Source organism: Streptomyces litchfieldiae, from assembly GCF_031845365.1.
Taxonomy (GTDB): Bacteria; Actinomycetota; Actinomycetes; order Streptomycetales; family Streptomycetaceae; genus Streptomyces; species Streptomyces litchfieldiae.
Genome location: NZ_JAVREL010000001.1, coordinates 444,680 through 470,904 on the forward strand (window position 1 = coordinate 444,680; position 26,225 = coordinate 470,904).

Genomic DNA, 26,225 nt, shown 5'->3' on the forward strand with positions numbered 1-26,225 from the left:
GTCGGCACGCGGGCTGCGCGCCGTGAACCGGGGCCGACGCTCCAGTCTGCCAGCACTGGGCGCACCCTCCAAAACCGGGGGACGGACCCGGATATTCCGCGTGAACGGCGGCGGCGCCGGTGTTCACTGCCCGGCGAAGACCGATCCGCCGCCGTCCCGGCGGGCGGAGGCGTCCACGATCGCCGACCGCGGGACGGGCCGGTCCTCCCGCAGGGCCCGCCAGACCTGCCGGGACTCCTCGGCGAGCGGCGCGACCCGGTTGGGGTCGGCCGCGTCGCGGCCCACGGGGAGGGTGACGAGCTGGAGCTCGTCGGGGCCGATGCCCTCCATGGTCCGGGCGAGTCCGGCGAGTTCGCTCACGGAGCCGAGGGCGGAGTCGGTGGTGACCGCGGAGGTGGCGGCGTCGGCGAGGTCGTAGAGGCGCTTGGGGTTGGACATCACGCCCAGGCCGCTGACCTGCTCCGCCAAGGCCCGCAGGAAGCCCTGCTGGACGTCGATGCGGCTGAGGTCGCTGCCGTCGCCGATGGCCTTGCGGGTGCGCACCAGGGCGAGCGCCTGCTCGCCGTCGAGGGTGTGGGTGCCGGCCGGCAGGGTCAGATGGCTGTCGTCGTCGTCGATGGCCTGGGTGGTGGTGATCTCGACGCCGCCCAGGGTGTCGATGAGCTTGGCGAAGCCCTTGAAGTCGATCTCGATGTAGTGGTCCATGCGCAGCCCGGTCAGGGCCTCGACGGTCTTGACCGTGCACACCGGGCCACCGACCGTGTACGCCTCGTTGAACATGGAGCGTTCCCGGGCCGGCGCGGTGGAGCCGTCGCCGCGTTCGCAGGTGGGGCGGGGCACCAGGGTGTCGCGGGGGATGGAGACGACGGTCGCCGCGTCGTGTTCCTCGTTGAGATGAACGATCATCGCGGTGTCGGCGCGGGCGCCCTCCTGGGCGTCCGGGCCGCCGTAGGAGCCGTTCGCCCCGGCCCGGGAGTCCGAGCCGAGGACGAGGATGTTCAGCGAGCCGCCCGGGCTGTCGGCGGGCCGGTCCGGGCCGAGCGCGGCGTCGATGTCGATCTGCGAGATGTTGCCGTCGAGCTTGAGGTAGAGGGCGGTCATTCCGCCGCCGGTCAGCAGGACCAGCGCGGCGAGGGCGCAGAGTGCGACGCGTATCAGCCGCCGGCGGCGAGCGGGCCTCCAACGACGGGACCGCCCCGCCCGCTCGTCGTCGTCCGCTTGGGGGCTCATTCACCCATTGTGCCCCGATTTGCCGGAACGCGCTTCCCGAGCGGAACGGGCCCGCCCGGCCCCCCCGCACGCCGAGGGGCGGCCCCGGAAATCCGGGACCGCCCCTGACCGTTCGCGCGCTCAGTCCCCGTTGCCGGGCGTCGGCGTGGTCTTCTGGATCTGGAGCAGGAACTCGGCGTTCGACTTCGTCTGCTTCATCTTGTCCAGCAGCAGCTCGATGGCCTGCTGCTGGTCCAGCGCGTGCAGCACCCGGCGGAGCTTCCAGACGATCGCCAACTCCTCGGCGCCCATCAGGATCTCCTCCTTACGAGTGCTGGAGGCGTCCACGTCCACGGCCGGGAAGATCCGCTTGTCGGCGAGCTTCCGGTCGAGCTTGAGCTCCATGTTGCCGGTGCCCTTGAACTCCTCGAAGATCACCTCGTCCATCCGCGAGCCGGTGTCGACCAGCGCGGTGGCCAGGATGGTCAGCGAGCCGCCGTCCTCGATGTTGCGGGCGGCGCCGAAGAACTTCTTCGGCGGGTAGAGCGCCGCGGAGTCCACACCACCGGACAGGATGCGGCCGGAGGCCGGGGCGGCCAGGTTGTAGGCGCGGCCCAGACGCGTGATGTTGTCCAGCAGGACCACCACGTCGTGCCCCAGCTCGACCAGTCGCTTGGCCCGCTCGATGGCCAGCTCGGCGATGGTCGTGTGGTCCTCCGAGGGCCGGTCGAAGGTCGAGGAGATGACCTCGCCCTTGACCGCCCGCTGCATGTCGGTGACCTCTTCCGGACGCTCGTCGACCAGGACGACCATCAGGTGGCACTCGGGGTTGTTGCGGGTGATCGCGTTGGCGATCGCCTGCATGATCGTGGTCTTGCCGGTCTTCGGCGGCGCCACGATCAGCCCGCGCTGGCCCTTGCCGATGGGCGAGACCAGGTCGATGATCCGCGTGATCAGCGAGCCCGGGTCGTTCTCCAGGCGCAGCCGCTCCTGCGGGTACAGCGGGGTCAGCTTGTTGAACTCGGGCCGCCCGCGGCCGGATTCGGCCGCCATGCCGTTGACCGAGTCGAGGCGGACGAGCGCGTTGAACTTCTCGCGCCGCTCCCCGTCCCGCGGCTGGCGGACCGCACCGGTGACGTGGTCGCCCTTGCGCAGGCCGTTCTTGCGGACCTGGGCGAGCGAGACGTAGACGTCGTTCGGGCCCGGCAGGTAGCCGGAGGTGCGGACGAACGCGTAGTTGTCGAGGATGTCCAGGATGCCGGCGACCGGGATCAGGACGTCGTCCTCGGCGATCTGCGGCTCGCTGACCTCTTCCCGGCCCCCGCGGCGCCCGCGGCGGTCCCGGTAACGGCCCCGGCGACCGCGCCGGCCGCCCTCGAAGTCGTCGTCCGGCCCGTTGTCACGGCGGTTGTCGCGGCCGTCCCGGCCGCCGCCGTTGTCGCGGCTCTCCCGGGCCTCGCGGTTCCCCCGGGCGCCCTCGCCCTTGGCGGGCTGGCCCTGGCCGCCCTGGCCCTCGCCCTTGGCCTGGCCCTGACCGCCCTGGCCACCGGCGTTCTTGCCACCGCGGCGATCGCGGTCGCGCTTGCTCCCCCGGTCCGACCCCTGGCCATCGCCGCCCCGGGCGGCGTCGGTGATCGTCGCGGCGTCCTGTGCGGCGGCTTCCTTCTCGCCGCCCTTGTCGCCGCCGTCGGCCGCGGCCTTGCCGTCGGCGGACTGTCCGGGAATCTCGATCTGCTGCTGAGCGGTGCCGGACGCCTCCTCGGCGTTGCCCGTGCGAGCCCGGGAGGTGGTGCGGCGCTTCGGCTTGTCGGCGGGGGCGGCCTCGGCCGGCGCGGCCTCCGCGTTCGCCGCGGAGCCCCCGGCGGCCTGCTTCTCCTTGATGACCTCGATCAGTTGGCTCTTGCGCATCCGCGCGGTGCCCCTGATCCCCAGCCTGGAGGCAACCTGCTGCAACTCGGCGAGAACCATGCCGTCGAGGCCGGTACCCGAGCGCCGGCGCCGCGGCGCGGCGGTGGCAGCAGGAGCGTCCGTGGCGGACGCGGTGGCAGCACCGGCAGTCTTGTCGGCGGTGTCGGCACTCACGCCCATCAGATCGGTGGTGTCGCTCACGAAGGGTCCTTCCCTGGAGCGGACGTCGGCCTGTCTGGCTCGGCGACCGGTCGTGCTGTCCGGCTGCGGCCCCGTGCGGTGGACCGGCCGGTGCGGTAATCCCGCCTGCTCATCGCGGCGGAAGATGAATTCAAAGGCTGGTGCGGGGAGGATCGAGAATTTCCGTCGAACCGTCTCTGCACCGGTTCCGGAGCGTGCTCGGCGCTACCAGGCAGGCTGCTCAGGCAGATGAGTGGAGGCTCCCGGAGAAAGAGGTGGTCCCAGGAGGTGGGACCCCGGAATTCCGCACGAGGCCCAGCGGGGCGGTACGTGCAGACTTGAGGTTAACACTACCGGATACTGCCTTCATTCCCCCCTCTCCTTGTCCGGCCGCGATCGCCCTGTGGTGCCTGACGCGCGAGCGCGACCGCGTCACTGACCAGCCCCGGTGAGCGGCAGGACGCACGTCCCCGCCGTGTCCAGGGCCAGCCTGTTGGCCGTCCAGCCGTCCCCGGCGAGCCGGGCGACCTTGTCGGCCTCCCCGTCCTCGGCGAGCGCCAGGACCGTGGGCCCCGCGCCCGAGATGACCGCGGGAACGCCGTCCGCGCGCAGCCGCCCGACGAGATCCATGCTCTCGGGCATGGCGGGCGCGCGGTACTCCTGGTGCAGCCGGTCCTCGGTGGCCGGCAGCAGCAGCTCGGGACGCCTGGTCAGCGCCTCGACGAGCAGCGCGGCACGGCCCGCGTTCGCCGCCGCGTCCACATGCGGCACGGTCGGCGGCAGCAGTCCCCGTGCGGTCTCCGTGGCCAGCGGCTGCGCCGGCACGAACACCACGGGAACGATGGTGGGCGCGGGGTCCATCCGGATGGCCCGGACCGCGCTGCCCTCCCCCCAGGCCAGCGTGAACCCGCCGAGCAGGCACGCGGCCACGTTGTCGGGATGGCCCTCGATCTCGGCGGCCAGCTCCAGCAGCGCCGTGTCGTCGAGCTTGCTCTCGCCGCCGGTGGTCACCGCGCGGGCGGCCACCAGACCGGCGCAGATGGCGGCCGAGGAGGAGCCCAGGCCCCGGCCGTGCGGGATGCGGTTGGCGCAGACGACCTCCAGGCCGCGCGGCTGCCCGCCGAGCGCGTCGAACGCCGTCCGCATCGTGCGGACCAGCAGGTTCCGCTCGTCCCGGGGCACGGTGTCCGCGCCCTCGCCCGCGATGTCGAGATGCAGCCCGGACTCCGCCACCCGGACGACCACGTCGTCGTAGAGCCCCAGAGCCAGGCCGAGCGCGTCGAAGCCGGGACCGAGGTTCGCACTGGTCGCGGGCGTGCGGACGCGTACGGCGGCGGCGCGGAAGGCGGGATGGGCCATCGCTCGATGACTCTCCTTGGTGAGATGTGCGGCATGTCCCCGCCGGGCGTGCGGCGCGGATTCAACGGCGCGTGCCCCGCCTCGCGGACGTTGCGGCGAGCGGTACACCACTCCGGGACGAATACCAGCCTATCGAAGGAAGGTTCAGACGCGATACAGGGCGGACCGGTGTCGCCCGCGCCGCCTCGCTCAGGCGAGATCCAGCCGCGCCGCCGCGGCGTCCGCGTCCACCGGAACGGTCACCGGCCGGGGCGCTCCGGAGACGGCCCAGTCCGGGTCCTTGAGCCCGTTGCCCGTCACCGTGCAGACGATGCGCTGCCCGGCGTCGACCTCGCCGGCCTCGGCCGCCTTCAGCAGCCCGGCCACCGAGGCGGCCGACGCGGGCTCCACGAAGACGCCCTCACCGGCGGCCAACAGCCGGTAGGCGGAGAGGATTTGGCGGTCGGTCACCTCGTCGATGCGGCCGCCCGACTCGTCCCGGGCGCGCTCGGCGAACGCCCAGGAGGCCGGGTTGCCGATGCGGATCGCGGTGGCGATGGTGCTCGGGTCCTTCACCGGCTCGCCGCGCACGATGGGCGCCGAGCCGGACGCCTGGTAGCCCCACATGCGGGGCGTGCGCGAGGCGACGCCGTCCGCCGCGTACTCCTGGTAACCCTTCCAGTACGCGGTGATGTTCCCCGCGTTGCCCACGGGGAGCACGTGGATGTCCGGGGCGTCGCCCAGCATGTCCACGACCTCGAACGCCGCCGTCTTCTGGCCCTCGATGCGCACCGGATTGACCGAATTGACCAGCGCCACCGGGTACTTCTCGGACAACTGGCGGGCCAGCGTCAGGCAGTCGTCGAAGTTCCCGTCGACCTGGAGGATGCGCGAGCCGTGGACCAGCGCCTGGCCCATCTTGCCCAGCGCGATCTTGCCCTGCGGCACCAGCACGGCGCACACCATGCCCGCGCGCACCGCGTACGCGGCGGCGGACGCGGAGGTGTTGCCCGTGGAGGCGCAGATGACGGCCCGCGCGCCCTCCTCCTTGGCGCGGGAGATCGCCATCGTCATCCCGCGGTCCTTGAACGAACCGGTCGGGTTCGCGCCCTCGACCTTGAGATAAACGTCACACCCGGTGCGTTCGGACAAGATCTGCGCGGGCACGAGCGGCGTCCCGCCCTCGCGCAGCGTCACCACGGGAGTCGCGGCCGTGACCGGAAGCCGGTCGCGGTACTCCTCGATCACCCCGCGCCACTGCGGGCGGGCGCTGCTGCTGGTGGCGGACATGGCTCGTGCCTCCATGACAAATGGGCCTTCTCTGTTCGGCTCCTCGCCCGTCGGGCGGGAGTCCTGGCTCGCGCGAAGGGTGCCGGCCACGCCGTCACTCACCTTCGACCCGCATGGTGCTCGCGACCCCATGCACGGTATCCAGTCTGCGCAACGCCTCGACCGTCGCGCCCAGCGCGGCGTCGGTCGCCCGGTGCGTCACGACGACGAGCTGCGCCTCGCCGTCCTTGCCGGTCTGCCGGACGGTGTCGATCGACACCCCGTGATCGGCGAAGACCATGGCGCACTGCGCCAGCACGCCGGGCTTGTCCACCACGTCCAGGCTGATGTGGTAGCGCGTGACGACCTCGCCCATCGGGCTCACCGGGAGCTGCGCGTACGCCGACTCGCCCGGGCCCAGGCCCCCGTTGAGCCTGTTCCGGCAGGCGGCCACCAGGTCGCCGAGCACCGCCGACGCGGTCGGCACACCGCCCGCGCCCGGCCCGTAGAACATGAGCTGGCCGGCGGACTCCGCCTCGACGAACACCGCGTTGTACGCCTCGCGCACGTTCGCCAGCGGGTGGCTCAGCGGGATCATCGCCGGGTGCACGCGCGCCGTCACCGACCGCCCGTCACCGGCCCGTTCGCAGATGGCCAGCAGCTTGACCGTGCAGCCCATCTGGCGCGCCGAGGCGACATCGGCGGCGGTGATCTCGGTGATGCCCTCGCGGTGGACGTCGTCCAGGCCCACCCGGGTGTGGAAGGCGATCCCGGCCAGGATCGCGGCCTTGGCCGCGGCGTCGAAGCCCTCCACATCCGCGGAGGGGTCGGCCTCGGCGTAGCCCAGGGCGGTGGCCTCGGCGAGCGCCTCGCCGTAGCCGGCGCCGCTGGACTCCATGCGGTCCAGGATGAAGTTGGTCGTGCCGTTGACGATGCCGAGGACGCGGTTGACGGTGTCGCCCGCCAGCGACTCGCGCAACGGCCGTAGCAGCGGGATCGCGCCCGCGACCGACGCCTCGAAGTACAGGTCCGCCGCCTGTTTCTCCGCCGCGGCGTACAGCGCCGGGCCGTCCTTGGCGAGCAGCGCCTTGTTCGCGGTGACGACGCTCGCGCCGCTCTCGAACGCGGCGTTGATCAGCGTCCTGGCCGGCTCGATGCCGCCGATCAGCTCGACCACGACGTCGATGTCACCCCGGGTGACCAGGCCGGTGGCGTCCGTGGTGATCAGCTCCGGGTCGACGTGCCCGCGCGCCTTCGCGGGGCGGCGGACGGCGACCCCGGCCAGCTCGACCGGCGCGCCGATCCGCGCGGCGAGGTCGTCGGCGTGCGTCGTCATCAGGCGGGCCACCTGCGAGCCGACCACTCCGCAGCCAAGCAGCGCCACCTTCAACGGACGAGTGCGCACCATCCGGACCTCGCCTTTCCGCTCACATTCGGAACCATCAGTCTCATGCACCCGGCGGGAAGCCCCCGCCGGGCGTTCAGTATGCGGACGAGCCGTCCCCCGGGAATCCGGGCGGCTCACCCGACGTCGAGCCGCAGCAGATCCTCCTCGGTCTCCCGCCGCACGATCTCCCGCGCCGTCCCGTCCGCCACCGCGACCACGGGCGGGCGCGGCGTGTGGTTGTAGTTGCTCGCCATCGAGCGGCAGTACGCGCCGGTCGCGGGCACCGCGAGCAGGTCGCCGGGCGCCACGTCGGACGGCAGGTAGGCGTCCCGGACGACGATGTCCCCGCTCTCGCAGTGCTTCCCGACGACGCGCACCAGCATCGGCGCGGCCGTGGAGACGCGGGACGCCAGCACCACGGAGTATTCCGCGTCGTACAGGGCCGTACGAATATTGTCCGACATCCCGCCGTCAACGCTCACATAGGTGCGCAGTCCCGTGAGCGGCTTGACCGTGCCCACCTCGTAGAGCGTGAACGCGCTGGGTCCCACGATCGCGCGCCCCGGCTCCACCGACAGCCGCGGCACCGCCAGCCCGGCCGCCTCGCACTCCTTGGCGACGATCTCGCCCAGCGCCTTGCCGATCTCGTGCGGCTCCCGCGGGTCGTCGTCGGAGGTGTACGCGATGCCCAGGCCACCGCCGAGGTCGATCTCCGGCAGCTCGATCCCGTGCTCGTCGCGCACGGCGCGCAGCAGCCCCACCACGCGCCGCGCCGACACCTCGAAGCCGGCCATGTCGAAGATCTGCGACCCGATGTGACTGTGCAGCCCGATCAGTTCCAGCGCGGGCCGCGCCAGCACGCGCCGCACCGCCTCGGCAGCCGTGCCGTCCGCCAGCCCCAGGCCGAACTTCTGGTCCTCGTGCGCGGTCGCGATGAACTCGTGCGTGTGCGCCTCGACGCCCACCGTCACCCGGATCTGCACGCGCTGCCGCACGCCGCTCCGCCCGGCCGCGGCGGCGACCCGTTCGATCTCCTCGAACGAGTCCAGCACGATCCGGCCCACGCCGGCCGCGACGGCCCGGTCGATCTCGTGCGCGGACTTGTTGTTGCCGTGCAGCGCGATGCGCTCGGGCGGCATGCCGCCGGCCAGCGCGGTGGCCAGCTCACCGCCGGAGCAGACGTCGACGTTCAGCCCCTCCTCGGTCAGCCAGCGCACCACGGCCCGGGAGAGGAACGCCTTCCCGGCGTAGAAGACGTCGGCGTCCGGCCCGAACGCCTCGCGCCAGGCGCGGCAGCGCGCCCGGAAGTCGGCCTCGTCGAGGACATAGGCCGGCGTCCCGTGCGCCTCGGCCAGCTCCCCGACGCCGACGCCGGCCACGCGGACGGCGCCGTCGGCGCCCCGGGTCACGGTGCGGGCCCAGACCTTGGGGTCGAGGTGGTTGAGATCGGCGGGCGGCGCGAAGTAGTGCCCCTCGGGCAGCACATCGGCGTGACGGGGCCCGGCGGGGTGGGCGGAACGGCTCATGACGTACAAACCTCTATCTGTTCTCACATGTGATCGGGCGCGCTGATGCCCAGCCGGTGCAGGCCGCCGGCCAGCACCGCCCCGGCGGCCTGGGCGAGGGCCAGCCGGGCGCGGTGGGCGGCCCCGGGTTTCTCGTCCCCGACGGGCAGCGCGGACCGAGCGCGTTCCACCTCCAGGAAGGCGTCGGCGATCAGCACCAACCGCCGCACCGACCACACCTCTTCCCCCAGGGCCTGCTCCCCGAGCGCCGCCAGCAGCGCCCGCTCACGCGGGTGCGCGAACGGCGCGGCCCCCGGCTCGGGCGTCAGCCCCAGCGCGCGCCCCCCGCGCAGCAGCGCCCGGCTGCGCGCGTGCGCGTAGCGCACCCGGAACAACGGGTTCTCGTCCCGCTGCGCCAGCGCGTCGTTCCCCCCGGCCGCGGCCACCCACCGGGCGGCGTCCCGCGCCGGATCCTCGGGCAGGGCGGCGGGCCGGGGCCGGTCCAGGATCTCGCGCAGCAGCGCGGCGTCGGCCTCCTCGCCCAGCCGGATGGTGAGAAACCCGCGCCCGTCCACCTCGACGTCCCGCACCCCCACGGCGTCCGCGAGCCGCTCCCGCAGCCCCCGCGCCACCTCGACGGCCGGCACCCCGGCGGCCCCGGCGAGCCGCAGCGCGATGCCGGTCCCCCACCCCCGCTCCCCGCGCGGCCGAAGCTGCGCGCGCTCGGGAACGCCGGCCAGGCCGAGGTCACGCGCGGAGCGCAGTACGGCCTGGGAGAGCTGGGCGGGTGTCACGGAGCAAGCGTACGAGAGGTGTGCCGACACTCCGCCAGCGATTTCGCGAGCTGGACGACGCCCGCCCGCCCCTCCTCGCACAGCCGGCGCACGAGCCCGACGAGCTCGGCCGGCTCGAACGGCTTGGCCAGCACGGCGTCGATCCCCCGCGGCGGCTCCCGCCCGGCGCTGGCACTGACGAGCACGAGCGGAATCTCCGCGGTCCGCGGATCCACCCGCAGCCGCCCGACGGTCCGCAGCCCGTCGAGCCGGGGCATGGCCAGATCGAGGGTGATCACATCGGGCCGGAAGTGATGCACGATCTCCAGGCACTCGGCGCCGTCGGAAGCGGTCATGACCTCGAAACCGTCCAGTTCGAGGTTGACCTTGATCAACTGCCGGATGACCTGGCTGTCGTCAACGACGAGGACCCGGCCGGGAGTGCCTGGCACGCACCCCAGCGTAAGCGCCTTCCCCACCGCGCGCCCGGCCTTTGCCGAACTTGTACCCGGGAGTAGCGCACCCCGCACCCACGTACGGGAAACACGGGTGCGGGACCCCTCCGGTGAGCTGGTAGGGTTCTTCCCGTCGCCCCAACAAGGGCAACAGCGCCCCCGTAGCTCAGGGGATAGAGCAACGGCCTCCGGAGCCGTGTGCGCAGGTTCGAATCCTGCCGGGGGCACCCACTTAGCACCTGCGTTTTCGCAGATCAGGCCGCATTTTGGCCTACTTCTCGAAGGCAGCCAGGCCATCTGGGTTATATGTCGCGATAGACAGATCGTGGCTCCCTCAAACAGCATCTTCTGACAGAAAGTCCAGGTCAGCAGCCTGATCATGGACAGTCCATGAAGAATGCGATGTTTGCGCGGGTGTGAACCCCAGGGGAAGCCCAGTTCATGAGAACAAAGCCACCGGGTCGGCCCCATCGGTGATGCGCCGTCCGTCCCTGCCTGAGCTGGGTCACCGAGCTGAACGGGCACGGGACGGGTGCCCCGAAGGCATTCGGGCGCCTGCGGCATGCGCACGGACAACCTTGCCAACGACTACCAGCTGCACTCCACGGTGTTCCGGGATACTCAGTGATGCCTCGTCGAGAGCGGGCCGCGGGTGTCCGGTGGACCAGGCGGGCTCAGTGGGTGGGAAGCACCTCCAGGGCGGCGGATGCCTTCATGAACGCCTGGGTGGCCATCTCGTCGACGGGGAGGTCCCGGTAGCCGGGGTAGTTGACCTCGACGCAGTAGGGGCCGCGGAAGCCGCGTTCGTGCAGGCCCAGCAGCAGGCCCGTGACGTCCAGTTCGCCGTCGCCCGGCAACAGGCGGCCGCGTCGTGCCTCGGCTAGGAAGTCGTCATGCACGATGCGGCCGTCGTTGAGTTGGACGGCCGTGATGCGGTCCGGGGGCAAGCCGGTGAGGTCGGCGAGGGTCGAGCGGCTGTTGTAGAAGTGCCAGATGTCGATCATCAGTCCGGCATTGGGGGCACCCGACGCCTCCAGCACCGCGCGCGGTGGCCACGTCCTTCAGGCCGGACCAGGGGAATGTCTCGACTGCGACGTGCAGACCGTGTTCGGCGACGGCGTCACAGATCGCACGAAGCCGGGCACCTGCGGCGGTGATGTCGAGTTCGTCGCCGGTGAACTCGCCCGCTGTGACGTGATGGGGGCGGAAGGCGTGGCCGAGAGCGCCGACGGTGGCGAGGTTACCGCCTTCGGGTCCGCCGTGGCCCAGCCGCCAAGGAACTCGATTTCGCGCAGGGCAAGTCCATGCGTGCCGAGCAGCCTGCGTAGGGACTCGTCGCTCGCTCCGGCTGCTCGCATCCGCTGGTAATCGTCGATGTGCAGGCCGATACCCGTGAAGCCGGCGGCGGCCGCCGCGCGGCAAGCCGTTGAGGGGTGGTTTGCCGCTTCGGGGGCACGATCGTGCCCGGACCGCCTCGTGGTCGAGGCCCATGCCTGTGGCGATGGCTTCGACTGAGCCTGCTTCAGTTGGGCATCTGCTTCCGGCAGGGCCCGTCAACAGGGTCGGGCAGGCTCGCGAGGTAGGCCTGCTCGTCGGTTTCCTGATACCCCAGTTCCCGGTATGCGGTGGCGTCGCGGAGGTTGTACACGGCCTGGATGCCTTCGCCGTCCTTGGTGAAGTAGCGCGCGTGCGGGCCGGTGGCCGGGGCCGAGGTCTGCGTGCTGTCGTCGCCCACGTCGTACTCCTAGTCGGGCATCTTGTTCCACGTGATGCGAGGCGCCCGCAGCTCAACGCGCTCGATGGTGCTCTCGGCGGCCACGCGGCCTTCGGCGACTCCCACGACACGGATGGTGGCCCGGTCGCCCATGACGACGTTCACCGAGATGGAGCCCTGCCCGGAGTGGCACGCCTGGTAACCGTTGCCGGCCGCCGGGAAACCGTACTGGTGCTGGACCAGGCCGTAGCCGACCAGGACGGTGGCATCGTCGCGCTGCAGGCCGAACGAGACCCACACGTTGGTACTGAACCTGGCGGTTGCACAGATCTGCCCCACCGCCCTACCCGTGACCCGGTACACGCCCGCCTCCGGCAGCGTCACCAGGTACACGCCCGCCTCCGGCAGCGTCACCACGCAGTCGGTGGGGGTCCACTCGCCGTTGACCGGCAACGGCCGGTTCGTACCGGCGGCGTTGCCGTACACCGGGGTGAGCCGGGCCCCGATCGTCCAGGTGTCCGGGAGTTCGCGCCTCCGGTGTCGGTGATGTCGATGTCCACGGAACGCTGCGCGCCGATGTTCCCGCCCCGAATGATCCCCGTGAGTTCCGTGCGCGGGACGAGGAGCCCCGTCGCCGTGCAGGTGAGCGCGTTGCACGCGTCCGGAGACTTCGAAGCACCTCAAGCCGCGCCTCAACTGCTCCGCACGCTACTGGCCGGATGGGCCGAGTACGGGCACCGCGCCAACCACAGCCGCTTCTTTTCGGTCCTGCACCTGCACCTGGCGTGCACCCTGCAGGGCCTCCCGATCGCCATTGCCCTGACCGGGGCGAAGGCCGACGAACACGAGACCCTGCTGGACCTGCTCGACAACTTCTCCCGCACTTGACCACGGAGAAATGCCAGCGAGTCGGTGACTGGACCGCAGTCAACAACGTCGAGTTCGCCTACACGCCGACCAACAGCTCCTGGCTGGACCGCATCGAGGCCCAGTTCACCGCCCTGCGCTACTTCGCGCAGGACGGCACCGACCACGCAAGCCACATGGAGCAGGGCAGCATGATCCGCCGCTGCATCATCTGGCGAAATCGCCACGCCGACGACCAGCGCCTACGAAGAGTGGCCGCGCGGGCGAACGTTGCCTGACACCTACCGTCCGGCTTCGGCGGCTCGGCGCACGACCGGCTGGACCGCGTTCTCGTCCCCTGACGCATTTCATGTGGTTGTCTCGCTCCGTTCCTGGTGGACCGCGACTCCGGTGATGACCAGGGCGATGCCGACGGCTTCGAGCCAGGAGGGGATCTGGACAAGGACGACGATGCCGATGATCGCCGCGGTGGCGGGGAGCAGGGACAGCATGAGCGCAAAGGCCGCCCGGGAGACGCGGGCCATGGCGAGCTGATCGCAGACGTAGGGGACAACGGACGAGCAGATCCCCACGCCGAACGCGGCCGCCAGGAGAACCGGCGTGGTGACGGTGACGGCGGCGCCGGTGATCCCGACAGGGGCGACCACGATCATCGCGATCAGCATCGAGGCGCCGAGACGGTCGATGCCCGACGCACCACCGTCCCCGGCGAGACGGTGACCGAGGATCACGTAGAACGTGAACAGCACACAGTTGCCGAAGGCGAGTGCCAGGCCGAGCGGTTCATCGACGAGGTGCACATCGGTGAGCAGACAGATCCCGGTGACCGCCAGGAGGAGCGCGAGCACGTTGCGCCGGGAGCGGACGCCGACGGCCGCCAGGAGAACGGGGCCGAGGAACTCGATGGCTCCGACCGTGCCGAGCGGCAGCCGGTCCAAAGCGAGGTAGAACACACTGTTCATTACCCCGAGTACGGCGCCAAGGGCCAGCAGCAGCCGACGCTGCCGCCAGGTGGAGGAGCCCCACACCCGCCAGGGGCGCCGCCAGACGGCGAAGACGACCGCAGCCGAGGCTATTCGCAGCCAGGCCACGCCCAGCACGTCGATACGGGCGAAGAGGAGGACCGCGCAGGCGGGGCCGAGGTAGTGGAACACCGCGCTCGTCACGAAGAACGCCGACGACGGGACGCGATCGGCAGCAGCGGGCAAGCGTGACGGTGAGGTACCGGGACGGAAGCGCGGGAGCGAATTGACCACGGGGAGGATGGTCGCAGGCAAGCAACACCGGGACTATCCCGAACCAGCAAGCAGATCCGTCAAATACTTTATGATTAATGATGTAAGTCGGCTCCCGATAGCGCGAAGGTGAAGATGTGGATGCCGTGGACCGAGCCATTCTGGCCGAGCTCGACGCAGACCCCCGACTGGCCACAGCGGAGCTGGCCCGCCGTGTCGAGGTCTCGGTGCCCACCGCCCGGGACCGGGTACGGCGACTGCGTGAGGCCCAGGTGATCCGTGGCTACCGCCTCGACGTGGACCCGGCGGCGCTGGGCTATCCCGTGGCCGCCTTCGTCCGAGTCCGCCCCGGCCCGGGGCAGTTGCCGAAGATCGTCGACCTCGCGCGAAGCCTGCCGCAAGTCAGTGAGTGTCATCGCATCACCGGTGAAGACTGCTTCCTGATCAAGGTCCACGCAACCGACCTCAACACGTTCGAGGAGGTCCTCGACCGGTTCCTCCTCCACGGGCAGACCACCACCTCCATCATCCAGTCCACCCCCGTGCCACCGCGTACGCCGGGGTTGTGACGTGGATGGTCTGAGAACTGTCCGCGAGCCGGATGACGTCGGGGATGTCCGGTCACGCCGCTTGACGGCTGTTCTGGCCCGTCAGCCGAGGGCGGCCGCCGGTTCCGCGGTATCGACGACGAAGCCGCCACCCACGGGCCGGATGCCGCCCGACCGCTTCGGCTCGGCGAGCTTGACGGCGAGCTCGCCGGCGTCGCGGAAGACCATCGCGAGGCGATACAGGCTGCCTCGTCGAATCGGAGCAACACTGGGCATGGGCCCGGTCGTACCCGCCCGCGCGGGCACGGAGTAAGCGATCTGCTCCGTCGTACTCCCGGTGACACAGGCAACGGGCGGTCGAGCGGCGCTGCCCAACGACGCCAGATCAGACGTCTCAGGCCAACCCACCAGCTACTTCACCAACGCACGGTGACGCGCCTCACGGACAATCTGCTCGGCGGTCTGCTCGGGTGAGAGGGCTGAGGTATCGAACCACCAGCCGACATGGCCGAATTCGTGCCTCATCCCAGCATCGAGTGCTTCATAGCCATCGAAATCGAACCGCTGCTCAGGGTCTCTGATCGTGTTGCGGTACCGGCAGACCTCGCTGCCCGGTGCGAGGACGACGAACAGGACCGGCCGAGGCGCAAGGAGAGTGAGGAAGAAGTCCAACTGCTCACGGGTGGGAATCACACAGTCGATCACAGGCGTGAAACCGGCATCGGCGAAGTTGTTCGCCAGCGTGCACAGGTTCCGGTTGCACAGCTCTACTTGCCGCGCGGCTTCGTCGGCGGGCTCGCCCAGGGCCCAGACCCGGCCGCTGAGGATCATCTCGTTGAGGTCGTCGCCGTCGATCCGGGCGGAGCGGGCCAGCCGCCTGGCGACCAGCCTAGTCACTGTGGACTTTCCGGCCGCCGGCATCCCGGTGACGATCAGGCATTCTGGGGCCCCGGACTCAATCACGCCCATGACGGTGCCAGCTCGTCTGCGAGCCCGCAATCCATTTCCGGTTTGAGAGACGCCCCGCGCCAGGCCGACCGCCACCCCTCAACCAGTCACGTGGTCACGGCTTGCCCGGACATCGGACTCACTGATCCGGGAGGCGCCGTTGGGCACCCCGGCGGTGTGCTCGACGATGCCCGTGTCAGGGAAGAGCGTGACCCAAGTGGAGCGCTGCTTGCTGTTCGTGCCAGCCAGTACTGGACAGGCCGACCGCCCGCGCGAGCTCGCGGATGGTCGGGACTTCACCTCGATCCTCGATGCTGTCGCGGATCGCGTGCACGATCTGCTCTTGCCCTCAGTCGCCGCTCTCACCTGTTCGTGCCCTCAGGCTGCTCATGGTCCCGGGCCCGACGGCGTAGTTCCCCCAAGGTGGCCGAACGCCGGCCGTCGCCCCAGAACGGATGAATCATGATCCGGCAGGACAGCCGGATCAACCGACGGCGAAGTGCGGTGTGATTCAGCGGCCCAGCGGTGGCCAACGCCTGGTACGTACGGTTCCAGGCATGCTGGTCGCGGACCAGATCGGCGGGGAAGTCGGACAGCGCCATGCCCGGATTCAACCACATGTTCGATTAGTGGCGCGGGTCCCACTCGGGTGGCGTGACGTGCAATCGCCTCGGCCGCTGCTGCCCGTGAGGGTGGGTGTGCTGCTCCCAGGGAGAACGCGTCCTGCCGCGCGCCACCCGCGCCGCGCCAGAGTCGGTGCCATGACGCCGAACCGCACAGGAATTCAGCCGCCGGCCGACCACAAGGTCGTCGTCACCGGCGCCAGCCGCGGCATCGGGCACGCCACCGCCACCCTGCTGCGCGAGCGCGGCGCCCGCCTGGTCGTCACCGACTGGGCCGAGGCGGTCCTGAGGCTCGTCGACGACGACCCCGGGAACGTCGCCGGGCTCGTCGGCGACGTCGCCGACGAGGACCTGGCCCGCGCCACGGCCGCGCTGGCCGTCGAGCGGTTCGGACGGCTCGACATCCTGGTCAACAACGCCGGCCGCACCCTGAACAAGCCGGTCACCGAGACCGGCGTCGAGGACTTCGACGCGATCCTGCGGGTCAACGCCCGGGGCAACTTCGTCCAGGCCCGCGAGGCGTTCCGGGCCGTGGAAGCCGCCGGCGGCGGTGCGATCGTGTCCATCGCCTCCGTCTCCTCCGTCGTCGCCTTCCCCACCCAGACCGCATACGCCGCCTCCAAGGGCGCTCTCACCCAAATCACTCGGGTCCTGGCGATCGAGGGCGGCCCGAAGTGCATCCGTTCGAACGCCGTGCTCCCCGGCGTCATCGACACCGACATCATGGAGGGCGTCGTGGACAACGGCCGCGAGATGCTCGCCTCTTTCGGCGCCGCGCACCCCATCGGCCGCATCGGCCGGCCCGCAGAGGTCGCGGAGACCGTCGCCTTTCTCGCCTCCGACGCTGCCAGCTTCATCACCGGCGCGCTCGTCTCCGTCGACGGAGGCTGGACCGCACAGTGACCGGCCAGCGGGAACCGCACGGCCGAAGCCGACCGGCCGGTGACCGGCGGGACAACGGGCGGCTCGTCAGACGGCGAGGAAACGACAGAACAACGAGACACGGCACGCGAGAAACTACCGAGAGACGAGCTCAAAAGGCCCGTTGGCCGGACCCTCGGCTGTTACGACCGCTTGGTGCTGGCCGCGGGCAGCGCGCTCGTACCGCCCCGGGACCTGCCCGGCGCCGATCGGCTCTTCGATATCGACACCCTGGACGGGGCCGCGCGGCTCGCCGCCCACCTGCGCGACCGGACGGACTACCGTGCCGTGGTTGTCGGCGCCGGGTTCGTCGGCCTGGAGGCGGCGACGGAACTTGCCGCCCGTGGCCGAGTGTCGCTGGTGGACCGCTCCCCGGTGGTCGGAGACCAGCTCGGTCCGGGCCCGCGCGCGGAGATCGAGGCGGCACTGGACGCGCTGGGCGTCGAACGCCGCCTCGGAACGACGGTGAATGAGGTCGGCGACGGGCACGCGGTCCTGTCCGACGGCACCAAGGTCGAGGCGGACGCGGTGGTCTGGTCCGTCGGGATCCGGGCCAGCGAGCTCACCCGGCAGATCGCTGATGAGCTCGACCACCTGGGCCGGGTGCCGGTGGACCGGCACCTGCGCGCCCTTCCCGAAGTGTTCGCCGCCGGGGACACGGCCGCAGCCGCATTCGACGCCGACCACACGGTCATGCAGGCATGCCAGCACGCCACCCCGCTCGGCAAGGTCGCCGGGTACAACGCGACGGCCGACCTGCTCGGCGCGCCGCTGCGCGACTTCACCCCCGGACCGTACGTCACCTGCCTGGCCCTGGGCGGCGCCGGCGCGGTGTTCACCCGGGGCTGGGACCGCAAGGTCATGGCCTCCGGTGCCGAAGGGGCAGAGATCAAGAAGCGCATCAACCACGCCATCCACCCGCCGGTCGACGACGCCCGGCAGATCCTCGCCGCCGCCGACCGCGTCCACATCGAGTTCCCCTTCTTCCCCCGCTCCGATGGGCAGGCTGTCGCCGCCGAATGAACGCCACGCTCCGCACGGGTGCTTCCGGGGGCGGCAGCAGGCCGCCGGGCATCGGGCGGTGCTCCGCGCGAAGGCGGTGCGCGCGCCCGGAGTTGAACGCCCGGGAGGTACTCGGCGTGTGCGCCCCTGTGTCACGCTGGAGACATGCGCGGGGAATCGACTGAGTACGGGCACCGACACCCGGGCGGGCCGTGGCCCGCACCGCCGCAGGCGGGAGCGGCGCCCCTGCTGCTCCGCCCGGCCGCTCGGCTGCGCTGGGCGATCCTGGTCGTGGCGGTCGTGTGCGGTCTCGTGTTCCTGTCTCCCGCGGGTGCTCTGGGCGGGGCGCCGGCGCTGGTGGCCACCGTCGTGGTCGAGACGGCGGCGTGCGTGCTGCTGTGGATGCGCGCGTCCCGGATCCGCGTCGTCGTGACCGAGCACCAGATCGAGACCATCGGTGTGTTCCGCCGCCGCCTGCGCCCCCGGGCGGAGGCGGCGCACGTGGTGCGGGCGACGCTCATTCCGCCCCGGGGAATGATCTTCCCCGTGGTGTTCGTGCTCGACGCCCGGGGCAGGGTCATCGTCCGGCTCAACGGTGGCGCGTATGCCCCGGAGGACCTGGACCGGCTGGCCGGCCACCTCGGGCTCCCCCAGAGCGGCCCCGATCAGCCGGTCACAGCGCGCCAACTCACCAGGACATACCCGGAGATCGTCCCATTTTTCGAGGCGCGCCCCATCCTGACCGGCTTCGCGGTGGCGGCGATGCTGGTGCCAGTCCTCATGGTCGTGGCGCTGATCGTGGCGCTGACCTCCCTGCGCTGATACGGCACCACGGGGAACGGTGGCCACGGTCCACACCGTCAGGGCACCGCCCATCTCGAGGCGATGCCCGGCGCGCCGCCGGTGGAGCTCGTGGTGGGTGCCGGGGACCGGTCGGCGCTGATCCGGGACGGGCGCGCCGACGTGGGCCTGCTGCACAGCCCGTACACCGACCTGGATGTGCTGGTGGAGCGTCAAGTCGTGCTGACGTCGTCGACGTGGGGCAGTTGATGCAACTGGTCGCGCTGGGCCGGACGGTGGCGATCGTTCCGGAGGCGCTGCGGGACCAACCGCGGCACCAGGACGTGGCGTGTGTGCCGGTGATCGACGCCACCACCACGACCGTGGTGCTGGCCTGGCAGCAGGACAGCCGTTCCACAGCAGTCGCCGCCGGCGAAGCGGCGGCGCCCCTTCAGCGGATGCCGCCGGAGGACGGGCCGAAGAACTCGATCTCCGCGATGGCCACCTGCTTGTCCTGGGCAGTGCCGTAGGCCGACACGATGGTGAAGCGGACGCTGGTGACGCCGTCGGCCCGGAACGCCCGGCGCTGGGGGCCGAGGCCCTGGTCGAGGGTGAGTTCGCGCGTCGTCGTCCTGCCGTCCTCCGTGGTGATCCGGGCCTCGATGCGGTGCGGGAGCGCCGATTCGCGGAGCTGGGCGGCGCGCGTGGAGACGCCGGGTGTGATGATCACGTCGAGGAGCCTGGTGGGCTCTGCGAAGCCGGCCTCGATCCACTCGCCCTCGCCGGTTCCGGAGATGCCCGGGCCCCACCAGGTGTCGTTGAGCTTGTCGAAGGCCAGGTCGGCGGGGTGGTCCTGGAACGAGTTCAGCGCCTGGAAGCCGTCCGGCTCCACTTGGGCGCGCTTGGCGAAGTAGCGGCGCGCGCGGATGACGGCGCCCTTGGGCGCGACCATCCCGTACTGCCGCAGCGTGCCGTCGGGTTCGCGGACGGCGGCCCGAAGGCGATCTCGCCGGTCGTCGCGTCCAGCGTGACGTGGCGGTCGTGCGGCCGGGAGCCCGCGAAGTGCGGGACGACCTGCCAGTCCACCCACCTCTCGTCCTCGGCGGTCTGGAGCAGCAGCGGCGGGTCGTCGCCGACCACGGGCGCGTGCGCGAGCCGCAGGCGCTGTCCCGGCAGGCCGGTGGACTCGCCGAGCGCCTCGTCGTGGACGGTCTCGGCGTGGATGGCCAGTGCCGTACCGCGGATGGTGAACGCCTCGGCGGCCCGGATGGTCGGCGAGGTGGTGTAGAAGGGCTGGCCCGGCAGCGGTTCGGTGACCCGGCAGCGCAGCCACCCGGCCTGCCGGCCGCCGCCCCGGGACAGCGCGTGACCTCCGGGAACGTGCAGGACGACGGCTCCCGGCCGGTTGAGGCCGCCGGTGCCGTCCCGGTCCACCTCGCACTCCTGCCAGCCGTTCTCGGTCCACGCCTCCCAGGTGAGCGGCGGCTGCCGCGGGTCCACGCCGACGCCGTCGACCCGGCTGTCCAGCTCCAGCGCCACCGCGCAGTGCGGCACCGCGGAGGTCAGCCCGAGCAGCATGCAGTCGCCGGCGGCCGGCGCCTCGGCGAAGCACAGCACGTCCCTGCCCTCGGCGAGGTCGGCGGTCCGGTCGGTGACCTCCCCGCCCTGGTTCCGCACCACCAGATACCGCAACGCGCAGGGCACCACGGTCAGTTCGCGCTCGGCGGCGAAGACGACCGCCTCCTCGCTGTCCGTGCGCACGGTGGCGACCTCGGTGCCGGCCGGCACCCGGACCGGTTCCTCCTGTGGCGCCGACAGCCAGAACGTGACGTCCGTGCGGGCGGCGGTGGGCGGGAAGAGGGTGATGCCGACGAGGTCGAGGAAGGCCAGGTGGTTCTTCTCCGGCACGCGGTTGAGCCGGTAGACGATCTGGTCGGCCATGTGGGCCACGGCCTCGACGAGGGTGACGCCCGGGTCGGAGACATTGTGGTCGGTTCACTCCGGGGCGCGCTGCTGGATGTAGCGCTCGGCGTCGTCGACGAACTGCTGGAAACGGCGGTCGTCGAGGTTCGGTGAGGGCAGGGCCATCGGGGGTCGCTTTCGCTTTACAGATCCGGGCCGGCGGAGTCCGGCTCGTCGTGGGACGGGATGACGTAGAACGGGAAGACGAGGCTGCGCGGGTTGTTGGTGCCGCGGATCTCGTAGCGGACGTCGATGTACAGCACGCTCTGGTCGGCCCCCGCGGTGACCTCGACGTCGTGGACTCGATCCGCGGCTCCCAGCGGTCCAGGCTCGCGAACACCTCGTGCTGGATGCGGCCCGCGGTCTGCTCGTTGACCGGGGCGAACACCAGATCGTGGATGGCGCAGCCGAACTCGGGCCGCATCGGCCGTTCGCCCGGCGCGGTGGCCAGGACCAGCCGCATCGCCTCCTCGATCTCCCGCTCGCCGCCGACCAGGGCGATGCCGCCGGTCGGCGAGATGCGCAGCGGGAACGACCAGCCGGACCCGACGAACTGCTCGGCCATCAGCGGCACCTCCCCGGCCCGGCCGTCACAGCGGCACCGGCTTCCCGTTGATGGTCACCAGGCCCATGAGCGGGATGGTGGGTCCCTTCAGGCTCATCGCCGCCCCGGCCGCCATGTTCACCGCAGCCGCCGCCGTGACATTGACCGCCGCGGCGGCCGTCACGCTGACGGCCGCGGCCGCGTTGACCGCGACCGGGCCGGTGAGCGACCTGACGTTGACGGGGCCGCGCCCCTCGATGGAGAGCAGCCCGCCGCTGCTGAGGGTCAGCTTGCGCCGCGCGCTGAGCGTGAGGTCCGTGCCGGCCTCCACCGACACCGACCGGCTGCCCTTGATGCTGACCGTGCCCGCGCTGTCGACGGTGATCTCGGTCTTGGTGCGGTCGAGGTTGATGACCAGCCTGTCGTTGCCGGTCGCCAGCCGCACCCCCCGCTTGGCGGCGCCGGTCTGCTGGCTGAGCAGGTCGATGCGGTTGCCGGTGCGGTCGGAGAGCGTGTGCCGGGCCGCCAGCCGCCGCAGCCCGTCGTGGAGCGGCACGTCCGGCACGGGAGTCGGACTGTCCTTGCCGTTGTACAGCCCGCCGATGACGAAGGGGTGGTCGAGCGCGCCCCGGTCGAACGCCACCAGCACCTCGTCGCCGACGTCCAGCGGGAAGATCCCGCCGCCGCCCTTGCCGCCCCATTGCACCACCCGGGTCCAGTCGCTGACGTAGGCGTCGTCCAGCCACGGGAACTCCAGCTTCACCCGCCCCTGCCTGAGCGGGTCCTGCACGTCGGTGACCAGCGCGTTGGCCACACTGGGCAGCCGTGCCTCGGCCTGCCCCCCGCCGCCGCCCGAGGTGAGCCCGTACAGCGAGCGCCACTGGCGTCCGCTGACGGTCACCCGCGCCTCGTAGTGCTCGCCGTCGCCGAAGACGTGCCGGACGGAGGTGACGGTGTACTTGCCCTCGAAGGGCTTGCCCACGTCGGCCAGTGCCACCGGAATGCCCGCCCGCAGCTTCGGCGTGCCGCGCGCGATCACCTCCAGCTCGGCGAAGGACGAGGTGACGTCGCCGACGAGCGCGTCGGCGGCGTGCCTGACCTCGGCCGGCCGGTCGTAGGGCGTCCGCGTCTCCACCAGGGTGACGGGCTTGAACCGGGCGGTCGCCTTCGCCGGGCTGCTGCCGATGGCGATGCCGGGGTCGGCGCTCGCCGGGGCGGTGGCGGTGATCGTCCGCTTGGTGGTGACGTCCCAGCCGCGCGACTGCACCCGGCTGACCTGGTCGGCCGCGGTGACCGCGGCCCGCAGCCGCAGAATGTCGGCGGGGCCGAGCACGAAGGGGGTGGTGTCGCTTCTCGTGCTCGGCGAGGGGGCGCCGGAGGCCGGCTTGGGTTTGACGAACTGGAACCTGCCGCGCGCGTCGATGGACATCGCCATCTCGTTCTCGTCGGCGAGCCGCGCGAGGAAGTCCCAGTCGCTGACGCCCGCCTGACTGATGAACTCGTACACGGTCTTCGTCGCGTCGATCCGGCCGACCGGCACGCCGTCCTGGCCGGCCAGCTTGCGGGCGATGTCGGAGGCGCGCTGGTTCCGGTACGCCACCACCCGGCGCTGCCGCATCAGGCGGAAACCGCTGTCGTAGCCGCGGATGACGGCGAACGACCCGGTGCCGTCGAAATCCGCCTCCAGCCCGTGACCTCGCCGGTCAGCAGCGGCTCCGCGGTGCCCCGCCCGGCGGCGACCGGGGAGATCCGCACCGGGGAGCCGAACTCCACCCCGAGCAGGCCGAGAACCTTCCGCTTCGGGTCCCGGAAGGTGAGCTGGAACGCCGCGGGCACGCCGACGCCCTGGTCGACCCAGGCGTCGACGAGCAGCTTCGCCTCCTCGCCCATCAGCACTTTGCCGCCGATGGAGACGTGGGCGACGTTGGAGAACTGGCCTGGGCATCAGAAGGTCACCTCCTCGGCGGCGGGCAGCATCAGTTCGGTGCCGGTCCGCAGGACAGCCGGGTCGTCGATGTCGTTGGCCTCGGCGATCGCCCGCCACGCCGCCGCGGCGCCGTACTCGCGCCACGCGATGGACTGCAACGAGTCGCCCGCGACGACCCGGTGCACCCGCCGCGCGGTGAGGGCACCGGAAGTCGGGTTCTGCTCCTCGGTGTTGCTCGGGATCTCGTGCAGGTGCACCTCGCACGTGGCGCGGATCGGCACGCCGGTGGTGCCGAAGAGCGTGTACGTGGCGTCGACGGAGGTGACGTACGCGGTGAAGCGCGCCGTGGAGAACGAACCCCACTGAAAGACGACCCACGGCGGCGACGGCTGCTTGGCGGCGACGCTCTTGGCGGTCGTCTCACAGCACTGCATCAGCGCCTCGACCTTCTTCATCACCGAGTTGCCGTCGGGCTCCTCGGAGGAGTCCAGGAAGACCTCCACGCTCATCTCGCGCGGCTCGGGACCCAGGTACTCCGGCAACGAACCGTCGCGCACGGCGGCGGTCGGGGTGACCGTCCAGTTGGCGCGGCGGGTGAGGGCCAACTGCACCGGGTTGAAGTCCAGGGTGAGCGTCTTGATGAGCCCGCCCGGCGTGGTGCGGTAGCCGGTGGGGGATTCGTGAATGGCGAGCGTGGCGCGGACGAGGCTCTTGCCCGCGCCCCGGTTTCCCATGGGCATGGCTGGTGCGGTCCTTCTTCTCGGTCTTCTCAGTCCGTGAACCCGTGGTGGGTGATCTCCAGGACCTCGGTGGCCACGGCCGGGTTCGCCGGGTTGAGGGAGGGCCCCTGCCAGCTCACCGGCAGCACGTCGATCAGCCCCCAGCGGGCGACCTCGGACCCGTCCGCCCGCAGCGCCCGGATCTGCGCGGTGGGGCGCCTGATCCCGGTCTGGATGGAGGAGATCCACTTGGCGGACTTCGGAGTGGCGCGGGTGGTGGGCGGTGGATGGGGTGTGGGTGGAGTGGCCGGGGTGGCGGCCCTCGGCGCGCGCTGGACTACGGGCGCGGCGGCGCGCGGGGCAGCGGGGGCGCGGCGTGGTACCGAGGGTGTGGCCGGGGCCGGCGTGCGGGCCGCGGTGGGCATCGGAATGGGCGCCGGTGCGGTGGGCCGGGAGAGACCGGTGACCCGCACGGGCGGCATGGCGGGGGCGCGCTGGACGACGGGGGGCGCGGCGAGGCGCGTCGCGTCAGCGGGCGCGGCTGTGAGGGGAGGGCCGAGCCGCGGTCGCTGCGGTCCGGGCGGGACGGAGCGTGCGGCACGCCGCTGGATCGGTGCGGCCGGGGACGCGTTCGTGGCGGGACCGTTCACCGACGCCGGGTGCGCGGACGGCGGGCTGACGGGCCGTTGAGCCACGGAAGGCACGCTCGCCGGGGGCAACGTCGCGCGCGCTGCCCAAACGGGCACGGCCGATGGGCCCCGGGACGGGCCCGGTCCCGATCCCCGGCCGCGCTCCCCGGACCCGGGCTGCGAAGTCCGGTCAGATGTAGCCCTCGCGGAGGGCGTAGGCCACGGCATGGGCTCGGTTGCGCAGGTGCATGCGCGTCATGATTCCGTGCATGACGTTCTTGATCGTGCGTTCGGAATAGGACAGCTTCCCGGCTATCTCCCCGGTGTCGAGCCCCTCGGCGACCAGCCGCAGCACGTCCACCTCGCGCGGCGAGAGCCCCGAGACGGGGACGTCGGCCCGTCCGGCCGCGATGCGGCGCAGCGTCCCCACCCGGTTGATCAGTCGGGTGAGCAGATCGGGCGGCAGGTCGCCCTCGCCGCGCGCCGCCGCGAACACGGCCTGCACCAGCCGGTGTTCGGTGGCCTCGTGACGCCAGACGATGGCGCCGAACCCGCACTCGATCACGTCGAGGAGCCCGGCCTCCCGCAGCGCGCCCACCACGAGCACGGCGCGGGCGCCCTCGCCGCGCACCACCCGGCGCAGCCGGGTGACGTCGGCGTCGTCGAGGGTGTCGCTGATGAACAGGGTCACCGTGCCGGCGCCGGCCTCGGAGTCCTCGCGGAGCTCGATCTCCGGGCACCGGCGCAGTTGGCCGAGCGCGCCCTCCCGGGAGATCGGGTCCGGTGCGTGGACCGTCACGGAAATCCGCCCTCCGGACCGCCTGCGCTGCCCGCGTTCGGGCGTGCCTGTGTCCGTCTGCGCAATTGAGCTGAGCAACTGTCCCCCCAGAAGCATGTGTTCGCGCACCGGTGACGAGTCGCATGACCGGTGCGTCATAGGACGTTATGTGGGTCCTACACTCTCTGTCGTCCCCCCACGATGGGCATCTCGCCTACCCCCATGGTGGGAGCGTCAGGGCCACCCTCAGGGGCAATTCGCTTGCCCTGCCTGCCCTAGCGTTGACACGTGCTCACCAATCCCAGGCAAAGCATGCTGGATCTGCTGCTAGCGGGCGCGATGACCATCCTGGTCCTGGTCACGACGGCCGAGACGGTCGACGGCGACGAGCAGACACTCGCCCTGGTGATCGGGGCCTTGACGGTCGCGCCGCTCGCGTTACGGCAGCGGGCCCCCGCCCTCACCACGGCCCTGATCCTGCTGAGCCTGCTCACCTACAGCCTGCTGGGCTACGGCGAGTTCCCCAACGGCGGTGGCGGGTTGGTCATCGGGATGTTCACGGTGGCCGTGCTGCGGCCCTGCCCGGTGACCGCCGTCCTGTGGGCGGCCACGGCGGCCGTCACCGGGATCATGTTCTTCACCTCCGAGTACGAGGTGCCGTGGTCCTGGGCGGCGCAGGCGCCCCTGACCGTGCTGGCCTCGGGGTGGCTGCTGGGGGAGATCACCAAGCACTGGACACAGCGCGCGGAGCGGCTGGCGGGCGAGGCGGCGCGGGCGGCGGCACAGGAACGGCTGAACCTCGCACGCGAGTTGCACGACATCGTGGCCCACCACATGTCGGTCGTCTCGATGCACGCTGGCGTCGCCGAGCAGGCGTTGGACAACGATCCGGCCACCGCGCGTGCCGCCATCGCCACGGCGGGAAGCGCCAGCCGCGAGGCGCTGACCGAGATGCGGCGCCTGCTGCACCTGCTGCGCCCCCCGGAGGGGGCCGGCGGCGCCAC

At 71.6% G+C, this 26,225-nt stretch carries 25 protein-coding genes, 1 tRNA gene and 6 pseudogenes; 10 read left to right on the forward strand and 22 right to left on the reverse strand.

Annotated elements, in window-relative coordinates; genetic code table 11:
- Window positions 1–123: 123 nt before the first annotated feature.
- The 8 genes from RM590_RS02030 to RM590_RS02065 all read right to left on the reverse strand — a co-directional run bounded on the left by RM590_RS02030 (window position 124) and on the right by RM590_RS02065 (window position 10,021).
- Window positions 124–1,230 carry an LCP family protein gene (locus RM590_RS02030; protein ID WP_311702561.1) on the reverse strand — a complete coding sequence of 369 codons (1,107 nt, stop codon included), beginning with the start codon at window positions 1,228–1,230 and terminating at the stop codon, window positions 124–126.
- Between the two features lie 120 nt (window positions 1,231–1,350).
- Window positions 1,351–3,318 (reverse strand): transcription termination factor Rho, encoded by a 1,968-nt coding sequence (rho, locus tag RM590_RS02035; RefSeq protein WP_394813757.1) that lies wholly within the window; start codon window positions 3,316–3,318, stop codon window positions 1,351–1,353.
- Window positions 3,319–3,729: 411 nt separating this feature from the next.
- Window positions 3,730–4,656 carry a homoserine kinase gene (gene thrB / locus RM590_RS02040; RefSeq protein ID WP_311702563.1) on the reverse strand — a complete coding sequence of 309 codons (927 nt, stop codon included), beginning with the start codon at window positions 4,654–4,656 and terminating at the stop codon, window positions 3,730–3,732.
- 189 nt (window positions 4,657–4,845) lie between these two features.
- Window positions 4,846–5,925, reverse strand: a complete 1,080-nt coding sequence (gene thrC / locus RM590_RS02045; protein WP_311702564.1) for a threonine synthase — start codon at window positions 5,923–5,925, stop codon at window positions 4,846–4,848.
- 94 nt (window positions 5,926–6,019) lie between these two features.
- A complete protein-coding gene (locus RM590_RS02050; protein WP_311702566.1) occupies window positions 6,020–7,312 on the reverse strand; it encodes a homoserine dehydrogenase in 1,293 nt (430 codons plus the stop codon).
- 113 nt (window positions 7,313–7,425) lie between these two features.
- Window positions 7,426–8,817, reverse strand: a complete 1,392-nt coding sequence (gene lysA, locus RM590_RS02055) for a diaminopimelate decarboxylase (protein WP_311702568.1) — start codon at window positions 8,815–8,817, stop codon at window positions 7,426–7,428.
- A 23-nt stretch (window positions 8,818–8,840) separates the two neighbouring features.
- Complete coding sequence (locus RM590_RS02060; protein WP_311702569.1) at window positions 8,841–9,590, reverse strand: DALR anticodon-binding domain-containing protein; 750 nt, start codon at window positions 9,588–9,590, stop codon at window positions 8,841–8,843.
- Window positions 9,587–10,021, reverse strand: coding sequence for a response regulator (locus RM590_RS02065; protein WP_311702570.1), 435 nt, complete (start codon window positions 10,019–10,021; stop codon window positions 9,587–9,589). The genes RM590_RS02060 and RM590_RS02065 overlap by 4 nt, the downstream gene beginning before the upstream one ends.
- 158 nt (window positions 10,022–10,179) lie before the next feature.
- On the opposite strand from RM590_RS02065, the gene RM590_RS02070 reads away from it, so the two are divergent.
- Window positions 10,180–10,251 (forward strand) — tRNA-Arg (locus RM590_RS02070).
- Window positions 10,252–10,698: 447 nt separating this feature from the next.
- On the opposite strand, the gene RM590_RS02075 is transcribed toward RM590_RS02070, so the two are convergent.
- The 3 genes from RM590_RS02075 to RM590_RS02085 form a co-directional block, all read right to left on the reverse strand.
- Window positions 10,699–11,064 (reverse strand): sugar phosphate isomerase/epimerase family protein, encoded by a 366-nt coding sequence (locus RM590_RS02075; RefSeq protein WP_311702571.1) that lies wholly within the window; start codon window positions 11,062–11,064, stop codon window positions 10,699–10,701.
- Between the two features lie 482 nt (window positions 11,065–11,546).
- Entirely contained in the window at window positions 11,547–11,759 is a 213-nt protein-coding gene (locus RM590_RS02080) for a hypothetical protein (protein WP_311702572.1), read from the reverse strand.
- 9 nt (window positions 11,760–11,768) lie between these two features.
- Window positions 11,769–12,224, reverse strand: coding sequence for a hypothetical protein (locus RM590_RS02085; protein ID WP_311702573.1), 456 nt, complete (start codon window positions 12,222–12,224; stop codon window positions 11,769–11,771).
- Window positions 12,225–12,440: 216 nt separating this feature from the next.
- On the opposite strand from RM590_RS02085, the pseudogene RM590_RS02090 reads away from it, so the two are divergent.
- Together RM590_RS02090 and RM590_RS02095 are read left to right on the forward strand one after the other, a co-directional pair.
- Window positions 12,441–12,605, forward strand: a pseudogene (locus RM590_RS02090) (IS982 family transposase); the annotation flags it as partial.
- Between the two features lie 11 nt (window positions 12,606–12,616).
- Window positions 12,617–12,883 (forward strand): annotated as a pseudogene (locus RM590_RS02095) (IS630 family transposase); the annotation flags it as partial.
- Between the two features lie 69 nt (window positions 12,884–12,952).
- On the opposite strand, the gene RM590_RS02100 reads toward RM590_RS02095, so the two are convergent.
- The gene (locus RM590_RS02100; RefSeq protein WP_311702574.1) at window positions 12,953–13,771 is read right to left on the reverse strand and encodes an EamA family transporter; all 819 of its coding nucleotides are present in this window, start codon (window positions 13,769–13,771) and stop codon (window positions 12,953–12,955) included.
- 206 nt (window positions 13,772–13,977) lie between these two features.
- On the opposite strand from RM590_RS02100, the gene RM590_RS02105 reads away from it, so the two are divergent.
- Window positions 13,978–14,409, forward strand: a complete 432-nt coding sequence (locus RM590_RS02105; protein WP_311702576.1) for an Lrp/AsnC family transcriptional regulator — start codon at window positions 13,978–13,980, stop codon at window positions 14,407–14,409.
- Between the two features lie 81 nt (window positions 14,410–14,490).
- On the opposite strand, the gene RM590_RS02110 is transcribed toward RM590_RS02105, so the two are convergent.
- From RM590_RS02110 to RM590_RS02120, 4 genes are all read right to left on the reverse strand, one after another.
- Window positions 14,491–14,664 carry a hypothetical protein gene (locus RM590_RS02110; RefSeq protein WP_311702578.1) on the reverse strand — a complete coding sequence of 58 codons (174 nt, stop codon included), beginning with the start codon at window positions 14,662–14,664 and terminating at the stop codon, window positions 14,491–14,493.
- A gap of 135 nt (window positions 14,665–14,799) precedes the next feature.
- On the reverse strand, window positions 14,800–15,357 hold the full coding sequence (locus RM590_RS02115) for an AAA family ATPase (RefSeq protein WP_311702579.1): 558 nt from the start codon (window positions 15,355–15,357) through the stop codon (window positions 14,800–14,802).
- A 175-nt stretch (window positions 15,358–15,532) separates the two neighbouring features.
- Window positions 15,533–15,670 carry a LexA family protein gene (locus RM590_RS35940; RefSeq protein WP_394813758.1) on the reverse strand — a complete coding sequence of 46 codons (138 nt, stop codon included), beginning with the start codon at window positions 15,668–15,670 and terminating at the stop codon, window positions 15,533–15,535.
- A gap of 28 nt (window positions 15,671–15,698) precedes the next feature.
- Window positions 15,699–15,938 carry a hypothetical protein gene (locus RM590_RS02120; protein WP_311702581.1) on the reverse strand — a complete coding sequence of 80 codons (240 nt, stop codon included), beginning with the start codon at window positions 15,936–15,938 and terminating at the stop codon, window positions 15,699–15,701.
- Between the two features lie 159 nt (window positions 15,939–16,097).
- Between RM590_RS02120 and RM590_RS02125 the strand changes: the two genes are divergently transcribed.
- The 5 genes from RM590_RS02125 (at window position 16,098) to RM590_RS02145 (ending at window position 19,192) form a co-directional block, all read left to right on the forward strand.
- The gene (locus RM590_RS02125; RefSeq protein WP_311702582.1) at window positions 16,098–16,862 is read left to right on the forward strand and encodes an SDR family NAD(P)-dependent oxidoreductase; all 765 of its coding nucleotides are present in this window, start codon (window positions 16,098–16,100) and stop codon (window positions 16,860–16,862) included.
- 39 nt (window positions 16,863–16,901) lie between these two features.
- Complete coding sequence (locus RM590_RS02130) at window positions 16,902–17,903, forward strand: NAD(P)/FAD-dependent oxidoreductase (protein WP_311702583.1); 1,002 nt, start codon at window positions 16,902–16,904, stop codon at window positions 17,901–17,903.
- 144 nt (window positions 17,904–18,047) lie between these two features.
- A complete protein-coding gene (locus tag RM590_RS02135; RefSeq protein WP_311702584.1) occupies window positions 18,048–18,704 on the forward strand; it encodes a hypothetical protein in 657 nt (218 codons plus the stop codon).
- Between the two features lie 93 nt (window positions 18,705–18,797).
- Window positions 18,798–18,932 carry a hypothetical protein gene (locus tag RM590_RS02140; protein WP_311702585.1) on the forward strand — a complete coding sequence of 45 codons (135 nt, stop codon included), beginning with the start codon at window positions 18,798–18,800 and terminating at the stop codon, window positions 18,930–18,932.
- Complete coding sequence (locus RM590_RS02145) at window positions 18,920–19,192, forward strand: type 2 periplasmic-binding domain-containing protein (protein WP_311702586.1); 273 nt, start codon at window positions 18,920–18,922, stop codon at window positions 19,190–19,192. Before RM590_RS02140 ends, RM590_RS02145 begins: the two co-directional genes overlap by 13 nt.
- On the opposite strand, the pseudogene RM590_RS02150 reads toward RM590_RS02145, so the two are convergent.
- The 6 genes and pseudogenes from RM590_RS02150 to RM590_RS02175 all read right to left on the reverse strand — a co-directional run bounded on the left by RM590_RS02150 (window position 19,114) and on the right by RM590_RS02175 (window position 25,320).
- Window positions 19,114–20,750: pseudogene (locus tag RM590_RS02150) on the reverse strand (putative baseplate assembly protein). The gene RM590_RS02145 and the pseudogene RM590_RS02150 sit on opposite strands and share 79 nt — an antisense overlap.
- Window positions 20,751–20,767: 17 nt before the next feature.
- A pseudogene (locus RM590_RS02155) lies at window positions 20,768–21,189 on the reverse strand (GPW/gp25 family protein).
- 25 nt (window positions 21,190–21,214) lie between these two features.
- Window positions 21,215–23,058, reverse strand: a pseudogene (locus tag RM590_RS02160) (VgrG-related protein).
- A 54-nt stretch (window positions 23,059–23,112) separates the two neighbouring features.
- Window positions 23,113–23,835 (reverse strand): CIS tube protein, encoded by a 723-nt coding sequence (locus RM590_RS02165; RefSeq protein WP_311702588.1) that lies wholly within the window; start codon window positions 23,833–23,835, stop codon window positions 23,113–23,115.
- 29 nt (window positions 23,836–23,864) lie between these two features.
- Window positions 23,865–24,287: a phage tail protein gene (locus tag RM590_RS02170; RefSeq protein ID WP_311702590.1), complete on the reverse strand. Its 423-nt coding sequence runs from the start codon at window positions 24,285–24,287 to the stop codon at window positions 23,865–23,867.
- 346 nt (window positions 24,288–24,633) lie between these two features.
- Window positions 24,634–25,320: a helix-turn-helix transcriptional regulator gene (locus RM590_RS02175; protein WP_394813759.1), complete on the reverse strand. Its 687-nt coding sequence runs from the start codon at window positions 25,318–25,320 to the stop codon at window positions 24,634–24,636.
- A 531-nt stretch (window positions 25,321–25,851) separates the two neighbouring features.
- Between RM590_RS02175 and RM590_RS02180 the strand changes: the two are divergent.
- Window positions 25,852–26,196, forward strand: a pseudogene (locus RM590_RS02180) (histidine kinase dimerization/phosphoacceptor domain-containing protein); the annotation flags it as partial.
- Window positions 26,197–26,225: the final 29 nt, after the last annotated feature.

Bases quoted from the DNA above. Each gene is read 5' to 3' on its own strand.
- RM590_RS02165 (WP_311702588.1), bottom strand. From the start codon at position 23,835: ATGCCCATGGGAAACCGGGGCGCGGGCAAGAGCCTCGTCCGCGCCACG.
- RM590_RS02115 (WP_311702579.1), bottom strand. From the start codon at position 15,357: ATGGGCGTGATTGAGTCCGGGGCCCCAGAATGCCTGATCGTCACCGGG.
- RM590_RS02120 (WP_311702581.1), bottom strand. From the start codon at position 15,938: ATGGCGCTGTCCGACTTCCCCGCCGATCTGGTCCGCGACCAGCATGCC.
- lysA (WP_311702568.1), bottom strand. From the start codon at position 8,817: ATGAGCCGTTCCGCCCACCCCGCCGGGCCCCGTCACGCCGATGTGCTG.
- RM590_RS02125 (WP_311702582.1), top strand. From the start codon at position 16,098: ATGACGCCGAACCGCACAGGAATTCAGCCGCCGGCCGACCACAAGGTC.
- thrC (WP_311702564.1), bottom strand. From the start codon at position 5,925: ATGTCCGCCACCAGCAGCAGCGCCCGCCCGCAGTGGCGCGGGGTGATC.
- RM590_RS02050 (WP_311702566.1), bottom strand. From the start codon at position 7,312: ATGGTGCGCACTCGTCCGTTGAAGGTGGCGCTGCTTGGCTGCGGAGTG.
- RM590_RS02110 (WP_311702578.1), bottom strand. From the start codon at position 14,664: ATGCCCAGTGTTGCTCCGATTCGACGAGGCAGCCTGTATCGCCTCGCG.
- thrB (WP_311702563.1), bottom strand. From the start codon at position 4,656: ATGGCCCATCCCGCCTTCCGCGCCGCCGCCGTACGCGTCCGCACGCCC.
- RM590_RS02135 (WP_311702584.1), top strand. From the start codon at position 18,048: ATGCGCGGGGAATCGACTGAGTACGGGCACCGACACCCGGGCGGGCCG.
- RM590_RS02030 (WP_311702561.1), bottom strand. From the start codon at position 1,230: ATGAGCCCCCAAGCGGACGACGACGAGCGGGCGGGGCGGTCCCGTCGT.